Origin of the sequence: Pseudomonas sp. IT-P4 (assembly GCF_949767755.1) — a bacterium.
Classification (GTDB): domain Bacteria; phylum Pseudomonadota; class Gammaproteobacteria; order Pseudomonadales; family Pseudomonadaceae; genus Aquipseudomonas; species Aquipseudomonas monachiensis.
On sequence record NZ_CATKPX010000048.1, the window covers coordinates 1 to 17,583 of the forward strand.

Below are 17,583 nucleotides of genomic sequence, written 5' to 3' on the forward strand. Positions count from 1 at the left end.
AAATGGGGACGGCCGATCAGCGCAATTGCGCCAGATCAGAACGATCAATCATCCGAACACTGGCAAAAGTCGATTCGTTTCGTGCCTGGTCTAGCGCTGTCAGCGGTCTGGTCGATGACTGCTGCGTAGTCGCAAGCGTTGCAGGTTTGCGACTCAATTCAGAGTTGGAACGTTCGTCGCTTGGTGGAACACCAAAGTACTCGCGATAGCATTTGGAAAAGTGTGGTGTGGACACGAAACCGCATACATACGCCAACTCGATGAGCGACAATGATGTTTGCTTAAGCAGTTGTCGCGCCCGAACAAGACGTAATCTCAGGTAGTAGCGTGACGGCGTACAGTGGAGGTATTTCTGAAATAGCCGCTCTAGCTGTCGACGTGACAGATCAACGTATTCTGCAAGGTTATCGAGGTCGAGCGGTTCCTCGATATTGGCTTCCATCAACGCGACGATTTCCTGCAGCTTGGGTTGATGAGTTCCCAGTACATGCCTAAGCGGAACGCGCTGATGGTCTTGTTCATTGCGGATGCGCTCGTAGACAAACATATCCGAAATGGCCGCCGACAATTCACGGCCATGATCGCGGCCGATCAGATGCAACATCATGTCCATTGGCGCTGTTCCGCCGGAGCTTGTGAATCGGTTCCGGTCGAGGGTAAAGAGGCTCGCGCTGATGCTGACTCGCGGGAAAGCTTCCTGCATGGCAGCCAAACATTCCCAATGCACGCTGCACTCGTAGCCGTCGAGCAGCCCGGCTTTTGCGAGCGCCCAGCTGCCGGTGCACACACCTCCCAACCGTCTGGATTGACGCGCCAAGGCTTGCAGCCAGGTAATGTGCACGCGGGTAATCACGCTCTGGATTCCAACACCACCGCACACGATTACAGTGTCCGCCACTAATGGATTGCTCCATGAAGCATCCGGAGTGATCGGCACGCCGTCACTGGCCCAGACAGGCTCTCCACCGGGGCTGAACGTATGCCAGCGGTATAGCTCTCGCCCCGACAACTGATTGGCCATGCGCAATGGCTCTACCGCGGACGCCAGGGAAATAAGTGTGAATTTATCCAACAGCAGAAAACCAACGGATTGAGTCGTACCGTCGGACACGGTGGAGTTCGATGACATCGTGGTCATGTCCTCACAAGGAGCGATTACGGCCTGAGACACAGGAGCTTGTAATACTCCCCAGCCTCGGCGCAGGGAGTATCGGGTTCGGCGCAAACACCTCCTGGGGTTTTATCCCACAGACGTCACCCTCGCAGCCTGCGCAGGGTGACGCGACGTCACAAGGCCAATAAAGGAAATCGCCAGCGCCAGTCCAATGGTTGTGCTCACTTCGGTACGGTGCTCCGGGGTGATCATCATGACCGCCAGCGCTGCGCAAATGAACACGATCACCAGCCACGTCAGCCACGGGAACAGCCACATGCGAAAGGTCAGCTCGACGTTCTGCCGATGCAGCATCCGACGCATGCGCAACTGCGACACCGCGATGGCCAGGTACACCAGCAAGGCAATCGCGCCGGAGCTGGCCAGCAGGAAGTCAAACAGCCCGGCGGGCATGAAGTAGCTCCACACGGTGATCGCCGCGCCCAGCACGGTGCTGGCGATGACCGCTGCCCGCGGCACGCCTTCGGATGAGGTCGCCTTCAGCGCCTTTGGCGCATCGCCACGACGGCCCAGCGAGTAAAGCATGCGCGAGGCAATGTAGATCGAGGAGTTCATGCAACTGGCCACGGCAATCAGTACTACGATGTCCACCATGAACTTGGCGTGAGGAATGTTCATGATTTCCAGGGCCCGCTGGTAGGAGCCTACCTGGGCGAGCAGCGGATCGTTCCAGGGCACCACGGAGATGACCACGAAAATCGACAACAGGTAGAACACGCCGATGCGCCAAATCACCGAACGCGTGGCCTTGGCAATGTTCTGCGACGGGTTGTCGGATTCGGCGGCGGCGATGGTGACGGCTTCAGTACCAATGAAGCTGAACATGATGGTGATGAAAGCGCCGACTACCGCCGACAGGCCATTGGGGGCAAATCCGCCATGCTCGGCCATCAGCCCGCTCAAACCACTGACTTCCCGATCGGGCACCCAGCCCATCAACACGGCAAAACCCACGGCGATGAAACCTATGATCGCCACGACCTTGGCCATGGCGAACCAGAACTCGAATTCGCCGTACTTGGAGACACTGAACAGATTGGTGATCACCAACGCAATGATCGACACCAGGGCGAACAGCCAGGCATCGATCTGGGGAAACCACTGGTTCAACACATGGCCGGCGGCCAGTGCTTCGATAGGGATAACCAGCACCCAGAACCACCAGTACAGCCAACCGATGGTGAAGCCTGCCCAACGACCTATTGCCTGGTCGGCATAGGTGGAGAACGAGCCGGTGTCCGGGTTGGCCACCGCCATTTCACCTAGCATGCGCATGACCAGAACGACGAGCAGGCCGGAAAATAGATAGGCCAGCAGGACGGCTGGGCCGGCAGCTGCAATGGCATGTCCTGAGCCAACGAACAAACCGGCGCCGATGATACCGGCGATTGATAGCATGGTGACGTGACGAGGCTTGAAGCCCTGCGCCAATTGGCCATTCGAATCCTTGGAGCTCGGGCTGATCATTTTTTTACTCTTTGGCGATCGACATTCAAGCGTTCTGAGTGAGGGGGAGGCGATCATGGGGGCTTGCTGTTGCCCCTCCTGAAAGCGACAGTCCTCAACGCTACTGTTCTATAAGCTCTGTCACTGCGATGTGACCAGCGCAGTGAAAAGTTGCGCCACCTTACCCGGCTTGTCCGACAATCCAGATACCTGATCGCGCCACCTCCGTGCCTGATATCGACACGGGAAACTTTGCACTCGCAGTAGAGGCCGGAGGTTTGGCAGCCGCGCGCGATCAAGGAAAAACTCACGTTATCGGAGTATTGAATGCCGATGTCGCTCCTGAAAGAGATCGTTTCGTTGCCGCAACTGACCTGAATCTGCGCCATCACAGCCATTAAAAAAAGCGGCCCTTTGGCACCGATAACATCGTTTCTCGGCGGCGCTGCTTTTCAATATATTGGCCTCCAGATCCGGTGAGTGACTCAACATTCGCCCCCCTCAGTGCGAGTAGTCTTTATGAATAAAAAACCAGGCAACGCAGGGTTTGTTAATGCGGGTGCGGGAACCCGTGCCGTGTGGGGTGGGGAGCAAGTCAGGCATCCCTACAACGCCACCCAAACCCCCATCGTAGTCAGTGCTGCATATGGTTACGACGACATAGATGTCTGGTACGACGTAGCGTTGGGCAAGGCCCCCGGCTTTATTTACAGCCGTATGAGCAACCCGACAGTCGAGACCCTTGAGGCAAAGATTCGCGAGTTGGAGCTGGCCGAATCCGCCGTGGCTTTCAGCAGCGGGATGGCGGCGATCAGCAGTGTGCTTTACACCTTCCTGGCCCATGGCGATCGGGTGGTGTCGACCAAGGACAGCTATGGCGGCACCAACAAGATTTTCGAAGAGTTCTTGCCTCGCACCGGTGTGAACGTGACGTTGTGCGAGACATTCGATCACGAAGAAATTGAACGCGAAATCGCCAAGGGTTGCCAATTGGTTTACCTGGAAACGCCAACCAACCCGACGCTGAAAATACTCGATATCGAGCGTCTGGTGGCTGCGGCCAAGCGCGTCGGAGCCATTGTGGTGGCGGATAACACCTTCGCCACGCCATTGAATCAGAACCCCCTGGCGCTGGGTGTGGACGTGGTCATTCACAGTGCCACCAAATTTCTCAGCGGCCACGGCGACGTGCTTGGCGGTCTGGTGTGCGGTAATGAATCACTGATGGCCAAGGTGCGTCATTACCGGGAAATCAACGGTGCGGCACTCGACCCGTTCTCCGCCTACCTGATCATTCGCGGCATGAAAACGTTGGTGCTGCGCATGCGTCAGCAGCAACGCAGTGCCCGCGCACTGGCCGAGTACCTCTGCGTCGAACCCTTGGTGGAGTCGGTCAATTATCCGGGTTTGCCCGGCCATCCGAATCATGCGGTGGCGTGCGCGCAAATGTCCGGCTTCGGTGCAATCGTCAGTTTTGTCGTGGTGGGCGGCATGGACACGGTCAAGGTGCTCTTGCCACGACTGCGATTCGCCCACTGCGCGGGCAATCTCGGTGCGGTGGAAACCATCTACGGTCCGGCGCGAACCACCAGCCATGTCGAGAACACGCTGGAGGAACGACTGGCCCTGGGCATTTCCGAAGGGCTGGTGCGGGTCTCTGTCGGCATCGAGGACACCGATGATCTGCTCGACGACCTGAAACAGGCATTTGCATTTGTCAGGGGGGCGGGCAACGAACCCGCACAAGAAAATACGCAGATTTCAATCAATGAAAATTGCACCGAAGTTGCAGGCTGAAGCGTTAGCGCTAAACCTCACTACAAGGATGTGAGTGGGGCGTTCATGAAGTGGAATAATAATAAAACTTAGTGGCGACCTGTTTTTACTCTGCCCAGTCAGTCATTGCAGACGTTAATTCGTGCCCTAATAACTTTCATGAGAACAACCATGTCCATAAAAGAAGAACAACTTCATTCGCGTTCCGGTTTTAAACAGGAAATGCAAACACGGCATATTGTCATGTTGGCGTTAGGCGGGGTCATCGGTACCGGGCTGTTTCTCACGTCCGGGTATACGGTTAACCAGGCCGGTCCCTTGGGCGCGGTGATCGCTTACATCATCGGCGCGCTCATGGTTTACATGGTGATGATGTGCCTGGGCGAACTGGCGGTGCAGATGCCGGAAACCGGTTCATTCAGCACTTACGCCACCCGTTTTCTCGGGCCTGGTACCGGCTATACCGTAGCTTGGTTGTATTGGCTGACCTGGACGGTGGCCATCGGTTCTGAATTTACCGCCGCCGGCATCTTGATGGTGCGCTGGTTCCCGGATACACCGGTGTGGATCTGGAGTGCGCTGTTTGCGGGCCTGGTGTTTCTGACCAATGTGATTTCGGTGCGCCTGTTCGCTGAAACCGAGTTCTGGTTGTCACTGGTTAAGGTGGTGACCGTAATAGTGTTTCTGATGATCGGCGGTGGCGCGATTCTCGGTCTGCTGCACATCGAACAGGGCCACAGTATCGGGTTGAGCAACTTCACTCGCGAAGGACTTTTTCCTACGGGAGTCATGCCGATAGCCATGACGTTATTGGCGGTGTCTTTTGCGTTCTCCGGCACAGAGCTGATCGGTATTGCCGCGGGGGAAACCAAGGACCCGCAGCGCAATGTGCCGCGTGCCATTCGCACGACGGTGCTGCGCCTGGCGATCTTTTTCGTGGGGACCATTTTCGTCCTGGCGACGCTATTGCCCCGAGAACAGGCCGGCCTGGTAGAGAGTCCATTCGTGACTGTGTTCACCTACATCGGGATTCCCTATTCGGCAGACATCATGAACTTCGTGATCATCAGTGCCTTGCTGTCGGCCGCCAACTCCGGTTTGTATGCCGCGTCACGGATGATCTGGACGCTGAGTGACCAGGGTCATCTGCCCAAGCGTTTCTCGGCACTGACGCGTATGGGCACGCCGCTCAACGCCATTATCATCAGCATGGCGGGTGGGGCAGCCTCGTTGCTCAGCAGTGTGTTCGCCGCCGATACCATCTATCTGGCGCTGGTATCGATCTCCGGATTGGCGGTCGTAGTGGTATGGATGAGCATCGCTGCGAGCCAGATTGCTTTCCGTCGTCACTATGTGGCCAACGGCGGTGACATCCGCGACTTGAAATTCCGTGTCCGGGGTTATCCATGGGTGCCGTTGGGAGCGCTGGTCTGCTGCAGTCTGGCGTGTGTCGGGATTGCGTTCGATCCGGAGCAGCGAGTGGCGTTGTACTTCGGTTTGCCCTTCATCGCCTGGTGCTATTTCGTGTATTACATTACCCGCAAAAGCCGCGAGCGACGCTTGTCGGTTGCCCCCTTGGCACAACCGTCCGACGCGTTCTAGTCAGCGTCGACGGGATGGGCAAGCGTGCTCGGTGGAGGGGGCGTCCCAGAGGTTCAAGCCATGAAGCAAAAGACGCTACCCCCATTGAACTGGCTGCGGGCATTCGAGGTGTCTGCCCGCTGTTTGAACTTCACCCATGCCGCCGAAGAACTGTTTTTGACCCAGGGCGCAGTCAGTCAGCAGATCCGCCAACTGGAAAGCCATCTTGGGGTGGCACTGTTCAAGCGCTTGCCCCGTGGCTTGGGACTGACCGAGGAAGGCCAGGCGTATCTGCCGGTGGTGCAGGATGCGATCACGCGACTGGCAGTGGGGACCAACGAAATTTTTGGCCAGCACAAACGTCGGCCGATCAAGGTACGTGGCAGCCTGGCGTTCTTCGTGCATTGGCTGGCACCCAAGCTGGCGGGGTTTAGCCAGGCGCATCCGCATGTCGATATCCGCTACATCAGCAATATCTGGGTCAAGGAACTGGACGGTGAGGATGACATGGAGATTCGCTGGGGCCACGGTCAATGGCCCGGCCTGGTGTCGCAGCGCCTGACCTGGGACACGTTGTTCCCGGTCTGCTCGCCGGACCTGATGGCGAAGTCGCCGCTGACGGTCCCTTCGGACGTATCGCACCATCCGCTGTTGCATGTTCTGGGTTACGAAGAGGGTTGGGGTTACTGGTTGAACATGGTCGGTGCAGACACCGTCGACTCTTCGACCGGCATGCAGTTCGACACATTGATCTCGACTTTGCGCATGGCCGAGTTAGGTCAGGGGATTGCCCTGGCCCGGTCCTCGATGGTGGAGGAGATGCTTCAGGATGGACGGCTGGTCGAACCCTTTACCCAGCGTATCGAAGCCAGCGAGTCTTTTTACCTTGTGCGCGGTTCCGGGGCCGAGCAGCACCCGGACGCGGTGATGTTTTCCACCTGGCTGGTCGAGCAGGCACATCGTTTCAAATGAATGGCCGGAGCCAACCATGCGTTATGTGAGTACCCGAAATTCGGCCGTGCAGGTCGACTTCGAACAGGTCGTATTGTCTGGCATTGCCGAGGACGGTGGGCTGTTCGTACCGCTCGAACTGCCGCTGTTTGAAGCGCAGGACATCGCCAACTGGTCGACCTTGCCCTATGACGAACTGGCCTACAGGGTGATCAGTCCGTTTGTGGGAGAGGCGATCCCCGAGACAGACCTCAAGCGCATGCTCAAAGAGGCCGGTAGTCAATTCAGCCATCGTTCCCTGGCGCCATTGCATCAGGTCGATCGTAACGAATGGGTGCTGGAGCTGTTCCACGGCCCGACTCGCTCCTCGAAGGATTTTGCCGCTCAATTGCAGGCACGACTGGTGCCGTATTTTCTGCGCAAGCGCGGGCGTCGCGGGGTGGTGATCGGTGCCACCAACGGCGATACCGGGCTGGCGGCCATCGAGGCGTTCAAGCACTGCGAGGACACCCCCGTGGTGGTGTTTTACCCGGAGGCGGGCGTACCCCGGGACCAACTCCAGCATCTGCAAGCAGCGGCGCACCCAGGGGTCTATCAGTTCGCGGTCAACGGCAGCTTCGACGAGTGCCAGAACATCGTCACCCGGCTGTTCCGACAATGGCCGTATGCGCAGCACGAGGTGATCAGTTTCAACTCCAGTAACTGGGTCAGTGTGTTGGCGCAACTGGTGTTTTACTTCCACGCCGTGTTGCAACTGGGAGGCGGCCAGCGACCGATTGGTTTCAGCGTACCAGCGGCGAGTTTTGCCGAGGTGTATGCAGGCTACATCGCACAAAAAATGGGCCTGCCGATTACCCAGATGATTGTTGCGACCAACCAGAATGACGCGTTGCACCAGTTGTTTCAGAAGAACCACTACAGCAGGTCACGAGCCAACAAGACGCTTTCGCCTGCCATGGACCTGTCGATCTTTTCCAATCTGGAACGGTTCCTTTGGGAGCTCTACGGGCATGACGACCAGGCGGTGTGTGCCCTGATGGAGGGGTTCGAATCCAGCGGCGAGATGGTCATCGCCAACGAGTTCTGGTTGCAGGCGCGGATGATCATCGACTCTTACGCAGTCAGTGATGAGCAGACGCTGACGGAAATCACCTCGCTGTATCGCGACACGGGATACGTCATCGACCCGCATACGGCCACTGGCGTGCTGGCCGCCCGGTTGTATCGGCGAAGCCTGGTGGCGCCAATGGTGACCCTGGGGGAAATCTCACCGGTCAAGTCGGCGGCACTGCTTGGCGAGTTGGGCATCAGTGTGGCGGGGCTGCAGCCTGAGGTCACGACACAAGGACAGGCGCGGGTTTACCGGATTCAACCGGACGACCTCGACACCATCCATGAGCGGCTCGGCGCGCTGTGAAGGCGCGACAACAGGAGGCCAAGTGAAGCGAATTCTGGACCCTCTCGATGAACACATCATCGCTGAACTACAGCTCAATGCCAGGGCTGCACACGCCGAACTGGCGGCCAAGGTCAATCTGTCACGCAATGCGGTGCGCCAGCGCATAGAAAGACTTGAACGCGACGGGGTAATACAGGGGTATACGATACGCACGGGGGAGGGGCGACAAGCCACGTCGAACATCAATGCGGTGATTTTCGTTTACCGCTACGACCGGATGCGGGGGGCGGAAGTGTTGCAGGCGCTGCGGGCCATTCCGGAAGTCATCCAGTGCGATGTCATGAGCGGCGAGTTCGACCTGATGCTGCGGGTGGGCGCTGCGAGCCCACAGCGGGTGCACAAGGTCTGGACTGAAATTGCCGCGTTGCCCGGGGTGGAAAATACCGTGACCTCCTTTGTGCTGTCGTCTGTCGTATAGCCCATTTTTCGTATTGCTAAAAGCCAACCTGTGTTGGCTTTTTTTATGGCTGAAGCATTGTCATGACGGTGGTCAAAACGCCCACAAAATAGAGCAAATTGACCTATTTCACTGCCCTGGGCCCAGCCCTAACCTAGTGCCCAACAACCCATCACCCGGATCAAGGGCATAACAAAATGACTGAATACAAATTGGCGCTGGTTGGCTTTGGCGGTGTTAACCGGGCATTGGCTCAGCTGATTGCCGAACGTAACGAACAGTGGAAAACAGAACTGGGTTTCACCCTGAAAATCGTCGGCGTGACTGACTTGTTTCTCGGTTCGGTGATTGGCCGCGAAGGGCTGGACGCCAATGTGCTCGCCCAATTGCCGGCAGTCAAAGGTGCATTGGCGCAACTGCCGGGTGGCGACGTCACAGCCCTCACTGAAGCGGTGATCAAGGATTGCGGCGCGGACATTATTGTTGAAGCCACGTTTACCAACCCGGTAGACGGTGAACCGGCAACTTCGTTCTGCCGTTGGGCGCTGGAAGGCGGCCAGCATGTCGTCACCACCAACAAGGGCCCGATCGCCTTGCACGGCGCCGAGCTCAAGGCACTGGCTCGACGCAAGCATGTCGCCTTTGAATACGAAGGCTCGGTCATGAGCGGCACGCCGGTTATCCGCCTGGCCAGGCAGGCGCTGGCCGGCAGCTCCATTGTCGGTTTTGAAGGAATTCTCAACGGCACGTCCAACTTCGTGCTCACCAGCATGGAAGGCGGCCTGGGGTTTGCCGAGGCCGTCAGCAAGGCTCAGGAACTGGGTTACGCCGAAGCCGACCCGACGGCGGATGTCGAGGGTCATGACGTACGCCTCAAGGTGGTGATCCTGGCGAATGAACTGCTGGATGCGAAGCTGACGGTCAGTGACGTCACGTGCAGCGGCATTTCGTCCCTCAGCCTTGGCGACATCGAAAAAGCCCGGCAGGACGGCGCTCGCTGGAAGCTGATCGGGTCGGCGATGCGCCATGCCGATGGCTCGATCAGTGCCAGTGTCGAGCCGCGGCTGTTGAACAACGACCATCCACTGGCCAGTGTTGGCGGCGCGACCAACGCGGTGTCGTTTACCTCGCAACTGCTCGGTGCGGTGACGGTTTCGGGACCGGGAGCCGGGCGTACGGAAACAGCATTTGCGCTGCTCTCGGACATCATCAGCATCCATCAATCCATTGCACGCAACCAGGAGTAAGCCTGTGAAATTATCGCGCCTGGTTCTGGATGTCGTGGAGCCGCCCATTGAAGTCTTTAACGCCTATGACGGTTCCCTCATAGGTAGCGTGACGAATGTCTGTGCGTCGCAAGTTCCGCAGTTGTTGGAGACGGGACGCAGTGGTGCACGAGCGTGCGCCGCGTTAGCGCGTCATCGTCGGGCGCGCATTCTTGAGCAAGCCGCAATCAACATCGAACAGGATGCCGGTGTGTTTGCCAGGCTGATCGTCGACGAGGCCGGGAAGACCCTCAAACAGGCGCAAAAAGAGGTCAAACGTTGCGTCAATACCCTCAAGCTGTCAGCCGAGGAGGCCAGGCGCAATGCCGGGGAGGTGGTTCCCTTCGATGCTTATGAAGGCTCCGAATCGCGTCAGGGCTGGTTTTCTCGCGAGCCCTTGGGCCTGATCGTGGCGATCACGCCGTACAACGATCCGTTGAACCTGGTGGCGCACAAACTCGGTCCGGCCATTGCGGGCGGTAATGCGGTGATTCTCAAACCCTCCGAGCTCGCGCCATTGTCGGCCATTAAACTGGTGTCTTATCTGGTCGCGGCAGGCTTGCCTGAATCAGTGGTTACCGTCGCCACCGGCGGCGCGGAACTGGGCAAGGCGTTGGTCGCCGCCCGTGAGGTGCGGATGATTTCCTTCACCGGCGGTTTCGTCACCGCAGAACAGATTGCCCGCACGGCGGGGTTGAAGAAACTGGCCATGGACCTGGGCGGCAATGCGCCGGTAATCGTCATGGACGATTGCGACCTTGAGGCCGCTGTCGAGAGTTGCGTGTCCGGAGCCTTTTGGGCAGCGGGGCAGAACTGCGTAGGCACCCAGCGCTTGCTGATTCAGGCGTCGATTTATGAAGCGTTCCGAGAGCGTTTTGTCAGTCAGGCCCGCGCGCTTGTGGTCGGCGATCCATTACTGGCCGTTACCGATATCGGCCCCATGATTACCGCGCAAGCCGCGCAGAATGCCGAGCAAGTGGTAAACGAGGCCCTGCAAGAGGGCGCCACGTTGCTCTGCGGCCATCGGCGTGAAGGATCGTGCTATGCCGCCACCGTGTTGGAAAACGTCGATCATGCCAGTCGACTCTGGCGCAATGAAGTCTTCGCACCGGTGGTGGTACTGCAATGCTTCGAGAGTTTCGATGAAGCCATCGCGTTGGCCAATGAGCCCGAATACAGCCTGCATGCCGGGATCTTCACCAATGATCTGGCAACCGCGATGAGCGCCGCACGGAGGATCGAGGCCGGGGGAGTGATGATCAACGACTCTTCCGACTACCGCTTCGATGCGATGCCGTTTGGCGGTTCCAAGTACGGTAGCCTGGGCCGGGAAGGGGTGCGTTTTGCCTACGAGGAAATGACCCAACCCAAGGTTGTGTGCCTTAACACGTTGGGTTAGTCGATTCGCGATAAATGGATCAGGTCGTATGGCATTGGGTCGGTGTGGTCACCGGCCCAATGCGTTTTGCTGAATGGGGAGAAGTAAAAGGTGGAGTATTGCCACTGAGCTGAAAGTCGCCAAGAAATTCGCCGGCAGGTTGTATATGGAATAGTGGGTTAAGCTGGAAGCAGGCAACGTGAGAACACAAACGGTCTCTCATCATGGATGGATCAAGATGAAACTGATTTTGGTTTTGCTTGTTGTTGGTCTGTTGGCTTGGAAGTTTTTCCCTGAATTACAGTCCTGGTTTGAGGCTCGGCCATCGAGCCCCCAAAGAATCTCTGCGGTCTTGATTGCACCAAAGCCTGTTTCGGCTCCAGTCAAATGCGATGGGCGCAAATATTGCTCGCAGATGACTTCATGCGCAGAGGCCACAAACTTTCTGCAAAATTGCCCAGGAATGGAAATGGATGGCGACTACGACGGGATACCTTGTGAGAAGCAGTGGTGCCGGTGACTACTCGCCGCTTATCGCCAGGCTGCATGAGTTCCTGGCACAGGTCCGCATCCGCTACATCCTGGCAGCGGTTGCGATGATCTATGCCTGAATTCCAATATCACCCTGTGCAGCCTGTAACGCTCGCTCTTCGGTCAGCGGCATGAAAACTGGCTGCGTATTGCTGGCATGCAAGTAAAGAAAGTAGCGCCCTGAGTCGTCCAGCAATACCCGGTACAGCTCTGATGGCCGAAAATTGTTACCGATATAAATACTTTCCTTGAGGATCTCGAAAGACTTGAGGCCATGCTCTCGCATCGTAGTTTCAAAGGCTTCGTAGAGACCTTCTCTGCGGCGCCGATTGTTTCGAGCATTCAGCTTGAAAAAAATCACCATCAGCACGGCATAGCTGAAAAGGAGTATCACAAGGGCGCTAGTTCGCATGGGGGGAGCTCCATGTTCTCTCAATCGCTGTGCATCTCAGTGTAGGTGCGTTTATGGTGGAATCTGCAGCTCATCCCAAGGTGACGGCGCAAGCGCCGGGCCTTTGGATTCCTGGTTTAGCAGGCCCATATGTCACCAACATCTCAATCGATGGACGTAACGGCTTGAACAGGGATTGCTCACCATGCAGGAACTGCGAGCTGACCTTCCCATTCAATAATGAAAACAGAAACCCGGCCACCGGGCCGGGTTCGGAACGCAACGCCCCCTTAACGCCGATCCAGCCAGACCGTCTGTGCATTACAGAATTCGCGCACCCCGAAGTGCGAGAGCTCCCGGCCAAAGCCGCTCTTCTTCACGCCACCAAAACTGACACGCGGATCGCTGGCGCTATAGCCGTTGATGAATACGCCGCCGGTTTCAAGTTCGCCTGCCATCTGTCGGGCAAGTTCGGCATTGCGCGTGTAGAGGGTGGCGGTGAGGCCGAACTCGCTGTCATTGGCCAGCTCCAGCGCATGGGCGGCGTCTCGGGCCGTGATGATTGAGGCCACAGGACCAAACAACTCCTGTTTGAATGATGTCATTTGATCGGTCACGTCGCCGAGTACGGTGGGCGCATAGTAGTTGCCGGGGCCTTCAGCCTTGTTTCCACCCAACAGCAGCGTCGCGCCTTCTTCCAGTGTGTCGCGCACCTGTTGATCCAGTTCGTCGCGCAGGTCGAAGCGAGCCATCGGGCCGATATAGGTGGTGCTGGCCAGTGGGTCACCGACAACCAGTTGTCGGGTGGCTTCGACGAACTTGCGGGTAAATTCCCGGGCAACGCCTTGCTCGACAATCAGGCGTTTGGCGGCGGCGCAGACTTGCCCGGTGTTTTGATAACGCCCGATCACGGCGGCTTTCACCGCCTCATCGAGGTCGGCGTCGTCGAGCACGATAAATGGGTCGGAGCCACCCAGTTCCAATACGCATTTCTTCAGTGCTGCTCCCGCCTGAGCACCGATGGCCATACCCGCACGTACGCTACCGGTGAGGGTGACGGCCGCGATGCGTGGGTCGGCGATCGCCTTGGATACACCTTCCGGGGTGACGTTGATGACCTCGAAAACACCTTCGGGAAAATCCGCTTGCCTGAAGGCCTCCAGCAGCAGGTAGGCGCTACCCATGACGTTTGGCGCGTGCTTGAGCACGTAGGTGTTGCCGGCGAGCAGGGTGGGGACCGCGCCGCGCAGGACTTGCCAGATGGGGAAGTTCCACGGCATCACGGCGAGAATCGGGCCGAGGGGGCGATATTCAATGCGTGCCTTACCGCCTTCAACCAGGGTCGGTTCCGGGCTCAGCATGGCGGGGCCGTGTTCGGCGTACCAGTCGCACAGCTGCGCACATTTTTCAATTTCACCGCGGGCCTGGGCAATCGGCTTACCCATTTCCTGGGTGATCATATTCGCCATGGCCTCTGCATTGTTGCGCAAGGCCTGGCCGAGGTTGATCAACAGCTGCGCGCGCTGTTCAACCGGTTTGCCGCGCCAGGCACGAAACCCGGTAGCGGCCCGCGTCAGCGTGGCCTGCAGTGCCGAATCGGATTCGAAAGGGTAATGGCCGATCTGCTCGCCCGTGGTCGGGTTGATTGAAATGGCATGGGTAAGGCTGGATACGTTGGTCATGGCACCGTCCTGCGAGGTAGGAATGTGCTCAGGGTATGGGGCTATATGTTTTCTGGAAACTGAATAATACTGAGCGTAACGTTCACGTTTGGAGAATGACTTGGATCTGGTTCAGCTCGAAATTTTCAAGGCTGTCGCCGAGCACGGCAGCATCAGCGTGGCCGCCCAGCATATCCACCGGGTGCCATCGAATCTCACGACCCGAATCAAGCAGCTTGAGCTGGACCTGGGTGTGGACCTGTTTATTCGCGAGAAGAGTCGCTTGCGCCTGTCGCCAGCCGGCTGGAGCTTTCTGGATTACGCTCGGCGCATTCTCGACCTGGTTCAGGAGGCGCGCGCCACCGTGGCGGGTGAAGAACCCCAGGGAGCCTTCGCCCTGGGTTCGCTGGAAAGTACTGCCGCGGTACGTATTCCAGAGCTGTTGGCCGCCTATAACCAGAAGCACGCCAAGGTCGAACTGGACCTGTCCACCGGCCCCTCCGGGACCATGATCGATGGGGTGCTGTCGGGGCGGCTGGCCGCTGCATTTGTCGATGGTCCGGTGTTGCATCCGGCGCTGGAGGGCGTGCCTGCATTCGAGGAAGAAATGGTCCTGATCGCACCGCTCAACCATGAGCCGATTCATCGGGCCAAGGACGTGAATGGCGAAAATATCTATGCCTTCCGCTCCAACTGCTCCTATCGCCATCACTTCGAAAGCTGGTTCGCCGATGGCGCGGCGGTGCCCGGCAAGATTTTCGAAATGGAGTCCTATCACGGCATGCTGGCCTGCGTCAGCGCCGGTGCCGGCCTGGCGCTGATGCCCCGCAGCATGCTCGAAAGCATGCCTGGATGCACGACGGTCAGCGTCTGGCCGCTGTCGGAGTCGTTCCGCTATCTGCGCACCTGGCTGGTGTGGCGCAGGGGAACGGTGTCGCGGAGCCTGACGATGTTTGTGCGTTTGCTTGAGGAGCGCGGTGTGGCGTTGATCGATAAATAGTGGAAAGTTAACGGTCAGTGCCGAAAAACCGGATAATGGCGGCCAAATCGTTTAGCTCGTTATTCTGGTAATCGCACATGGAAATCAAGGTCAACTTTCTCGACAACCTTCGACTTGAAGCCAAGTTCGACGACTTCACGGTGATCGCCGATCAGCCCATTCGCTACAAGGGCGATGGTTCGGCACCGGGGCCGTTCGATTACTTCCTGGCTTCGTCGGCGTTGTGTGCGGCGTACTTCGTGAAGTTGTACTGCGAGACTCGCAATATCCCCACCGAAAATATCCGCCTGTCGCAGAACAACATTGTTGACCCGGAAAACCGCTACAACCAGATTTTCAAGATTCAGGTTGAATTGCCGGCGGACATCTCCGCCAAGGACCGCCAGGGGATCTTGCGCTCCATCGACCGTTGTACGGTAAAGAAGGTGGTGCAAACCGGCCCTGAGTTTGTGATTGAAGAGGTCGAAAACCTCGACGCCGATGCCCAGGCGTTGCTGATGCCGCACTCGACTTCTGAAGCGGGCACCTACATTGTGGGCAAGGACCTGCCGCTGGAGCAAACCATCGCCAACATGTCGGGCCTCCTGGCCGACCTGGGCATGAAGATTGAAATCGCTTCGTGGCGCAATATCGTTCCCAATGTGTGGTCGCTGCACATCCGCGATGCGCACTCGCCGATGTGTTTTACCAACGGCAAGGGTGCAACCAAGGAAGGTGCGCTGGCATCGGCACTGGGCGAGTTTATCGAGCGCCTCAACTGCAACTTCTTCTACAACGATCAGTTCTGGGGCGAGGACATCGCCAACGCGGCGTTTGTGCATTACCCGGACGAGCGCTGGTTCAAGCCGGGCCCGAAGGACGAACTGCCGACTGAAATCCTCGACGAGTACTGCCTGAAGGTCTACGACCGGGATGGCGAGTTGCGTGGCTCGCATCTGTACGACACCAACTCCGGCAACACCCAGCGTGGCATTTGTTCACTGCCGTTTGTGCGCCAGTCGGACAATGAGGTGGTGTACTTCCCGTCCAACCTGATCGAAAACCTGTTCCTGAGCAATGGCATGAGCGCCGGCAACACGCTGGCCGAAGCCCAGGTGCAGTGCCTGTCGGAGATCTTCGAGCGCGCGGTCAAGCGCGAAATCCTCGAAGGTGAAATGGCCCTGCCGGACGTGCCGCAGGAAGTGCTGGCGAAATACCCGGGCATCCTGGCCGGTATCCAGGCCCTGGAAGAGCAGGGCTTCCCGGTGCTGGTCAAGGATGCGTCGCTGGGCGGGGAGTTCCCGGTGATGTGTGTGACCTTGATGAACCCGCGCACCGGTGGCGTGTTTGCCTCGTTCGGCGCGCACCCAAGTCTGGAAGTGGCACTGGAGCGCAGCCTGACGGAGTTGCTGCAAGGCCGCAGTTTCGAAGGCCTGAACGATCTGCCTCAGCCGACCTTCGAAGGCCAGGCGGTGACTGAGCCGAACAACTTCGTCGAGCACTTCATCGATTCCAGCGGTGTGGTCTCGTGGCGTTTCTTCAGTGCCAAGCCGGATTTCGAATTCGTTGAGTGGGATTTCTCCGGTCACGGCGAAAACTCCAACGCTGAAGAGGCCGCGACCCTGTTCGGCATTCTCGAAGAGATGGGCAAAGAAGTGTACATGGCGGTCTATGAGCACATTGGTGCCAAGGCCTGCCGCATTCTGGTGCCGAATTACTCGGAAATTTATCCGGTAGAGGATTTGATCTGGGATAACACCAACAAGGCGCTGCAGTTCCGCGCTGACATCCTGAACCTGCACAGCCTGAGCAAGGTCGGCCTGAGATCGCTGGCTCAGGGTTTGGAAAGCAGCGAGCTGGATGACTACACCGACATCACGACCTTGATCGGCATCGAGTTCGACGACAACACGCCTTGGGGCAAGTTGACGATCCTGGAGCTGAGGCTGCTGATTTATCTTGCCTTGCAGAAGTTCGACCAGGCCAAGGATCTGGTGGAAGCCTTCTTGCAATACAACGACAACACCGTCGAGCGCGGCTTGTTTTATCAGGCCGTGAACGTCGTGCTGGAAATGCAGCTGGACGATGATCTGGAACTGAGCGACTACGAGGTCAACTTCCGCCGGATGTTCGGCAATGAGCGGATGGACGCGGCGATAGGGTCCGTGGATGGCAGCGTACGTTTCTACGGTCTGACGCCGACGAGCATGAAGCTGGAAGGGCTCGACAGGCACCTTCGCCTGATCGACAGCTATAAAAAGCTGCACACGGCGCGGGCGAGGGTGGCGGCCTTGTCCAACTGATAGCAATAACAAAAAAGCACCTTGGGTGCTTTTTTGTTTTTTGGCCAGGACATGGGCTGTGGCTGTCTGTGAGGAAGCTCTTCTATATAGAGGGGAGTTCTGGTCCTTCTATATAGGCGTCCTTTGGGGCGATTTGCAGGTTGTTGATAGAAAACCCGAATCAGTGCTTGACGGCAGATTATAGATGTCTATAATTCGCCCCACTTCCGGCGCAGTCGAAACGGAAAACTCCTTGGCAAACAATGAGTTACGCAGTTTTCGGCAGCAGGTTGCTTCAGTTCATCGAAGCCG

At 57.8% G+C, this 17,583-nt stretch carries 15 protein-coding genes; 11 read left to right on the forward strand and 4 right to left on the reverse strand.

Annotated elements, in window-relative coordinates:
* Positions 1–16: 16 nt before the first annotated feature.
* Complete coding sequence (locus ACM6IT_RS20800) at positions 17–1,129, reverse strand: GlxA family transcriptional regulator (RefSeq protein ID WP_409079473.1); 1,113 nt, start codon at positions 1,127–1,129, stop codon at positions 17–19.
* A gap of 111 nt (positions 1,130–1,240) precedes the next feature.
* Positions 1,241–2,641, reverse strand: coding sequence for a GABA permease (gene gabP, locus ACM6IT_RS20805; protein ID WP_056724213.1), 1,401 nt, complete (start codon positions 2,639–2,641; stop codon positions 1,241–1,243).
* Between the two features lie 206 nt (positions 2,642–2,847).
* On the opposite strand from gabP, the gene ACM6IT_RS20810 reads away from it, so the two are divergent.
* From ACM6IT_RS20810 to ACM6IT_RS20850, 9 genes are all read left to right on the forward strand, one after another.
* Entirely contained in the window at positions 2,848–3,021 is a 174-nt protein-coding gene (locus ACM6IT_RS20810; RefSeq protein WP_162252414.1) for a hypothetical protein, read from the forward strand.
* Positions 3,022–3,139: 118 nt separating this feature from the next.
* Positions 3,140–4,417 (forward strand): cystathionine gamma-synthase family protein, encoded by a 1,278-nt coding sequence (locus ACM6IT_RS20815; protein ID WP_414918604.1) that lies wholly within the window; start codon positions 3,140–3,142, stop codon positions 4,415–4,417.
* Positions 4,418–4,567: 150 nt separating this feature from the next.
* Entirely contained in the window at positions 4,568–5,998 is a 1,431-nt protein-coding gene (locus ACM6IT_RS20820) for an amino acid permease (protein WP_056724218.1), read from the forward strand.
* Between the two features lie 60 nt (positions 5,999–6,058).
* Positions 6,059–6,949 carry a LysR substrate-binding domain-containing protein gene (locus ACM6IT_RS20825; protein WP_056724220.1) on the forward strand — a complete coding sequence of 297 codons (891 nt, stop codon included), beginning with the start codon at positions 6,059–6,061 and terminating at the stop codon, positions 6,947–6,949.
* A gap of 16 nt (positions 6,950–6,965) precedes the next feature.
* Positions 6,966–8,345 carry a threonine synthase gene (gene thrC, locus ACM6IT_RS20830; protein WP_414918605.1) on the forward strand — a complete coding sequence of 460 codons (1,380 nt, stop codon included), beginning with the start codon at positions 6,966–6,968 and terminating at the stop codon, positions 8,343–8,345.
* Positions 8,346–8,367: 22 nt separating this feature from the next.
* Complete coding sequence (locus tag ACM6IT_RS20835; protein WP_414918606.1) at positions 8,368–8,805, forward strand: Lrp/AsnC family transcriptional regulator; 438 nt, start codon at positions 8,368–8,370, stop codon at positions 8,803–8,805.
* Positions 8,806–8,981: 176 nt separating this feature from the next.
* Positions 8,982–10,031, forward strand: coding sequence for a homoserine dehydrogenase (locus ACM6IT_RS20840; protein WP_056724225.1), 1,050 nt, complete (start codon positions 8,982–8,984; stop codon positions 10,029–10,031).
* Positions 10,032–10,035: 4 nt separating this feature from the next.
* Positions 10,036–11,448, forward strand: a complete 1,413-nt coding sequence (locus ACM6IT_RS20845) for an aldehyde dehydrogenase family protein (protein WP_414918607.1) — start codon at positions 10,036–10,038, stop codon at positions 11,446–11,448.
* Positions 11,449–11,842: 394 nt separating this feature from the next.
* Positions 11,843–11,947, forward strand: coding sequence for an excalibur calcium-binding domain-containing protein (locus ACM6IT_RS20850; RefSeq protein ID WP_317850378.1), 105 nt, complete (start codon positions 11,843–11,845; stop codon positions 11,945–11,947).
* An 81-nt stretch (positions 11,948–12,028) separates the two neighbouring features.
* On the opposite strand, the gene ACM6IT_RS20855 is transcribed toward ACM6IT_RS20850, so the two are convergent.
* Together ACM6IT_RS20855 and ACM6IT_RS20860 are read right to left on the reverse strand one after the other, a co-directional pair.
* Entirely contained in the window at positions 12,029–12,370 is a 342-nt protein-coding gene (locus tag ACM6IT_RS20855) for a hypothetical protein (protein ID WP_414918608.1), read from the reverse strand.
* A gap of 269 nt (positions 12,371–12,639) precedes the next feature.
* Entirely contained in the window at positions 12,640–14,031 is a 1,392-nt protein-coding gene (locus tag ACM6IT_RS20860) for an aldehyde dehydrogenase family protein (RefSeq protein ID WP_414914063.1), read from the reverse strand.
* A 100-nt stretch (positions 14,032–14,131) separates the two neighbouring features.
* On the opposite strand from ACM6IT_RS20860, the gene ptrR reads away from it, so the two are divergent.
* Complete coding sequence (ptrR, locus tag ACM6IT_RS20865) at positions 14,132–15,010, forward strand: putrescine utilization regulator PtrR (RefSeq protein ID WP_056724235.1); 879 nt, start codon at positions 14,132–14,134, stop codon at positions 15,008–15,010.
* A gap of 77 nt (positions 15,011–15,087) precedes the next feature.
* Positions 15,088–17,292, forward strand: a complete 2,205-nt coding sequence (locus ACM6IT_RS20870) for an OsmC domain/YcaO domain-containing protein (protein ID WP_056724237.1) — start codon at positions 15,088–15,090, stop codon at positions 17,290–17,292.
* The last annotated feature ends 291 nt before the right edge of the window (positions 17,293–17,583 follow it).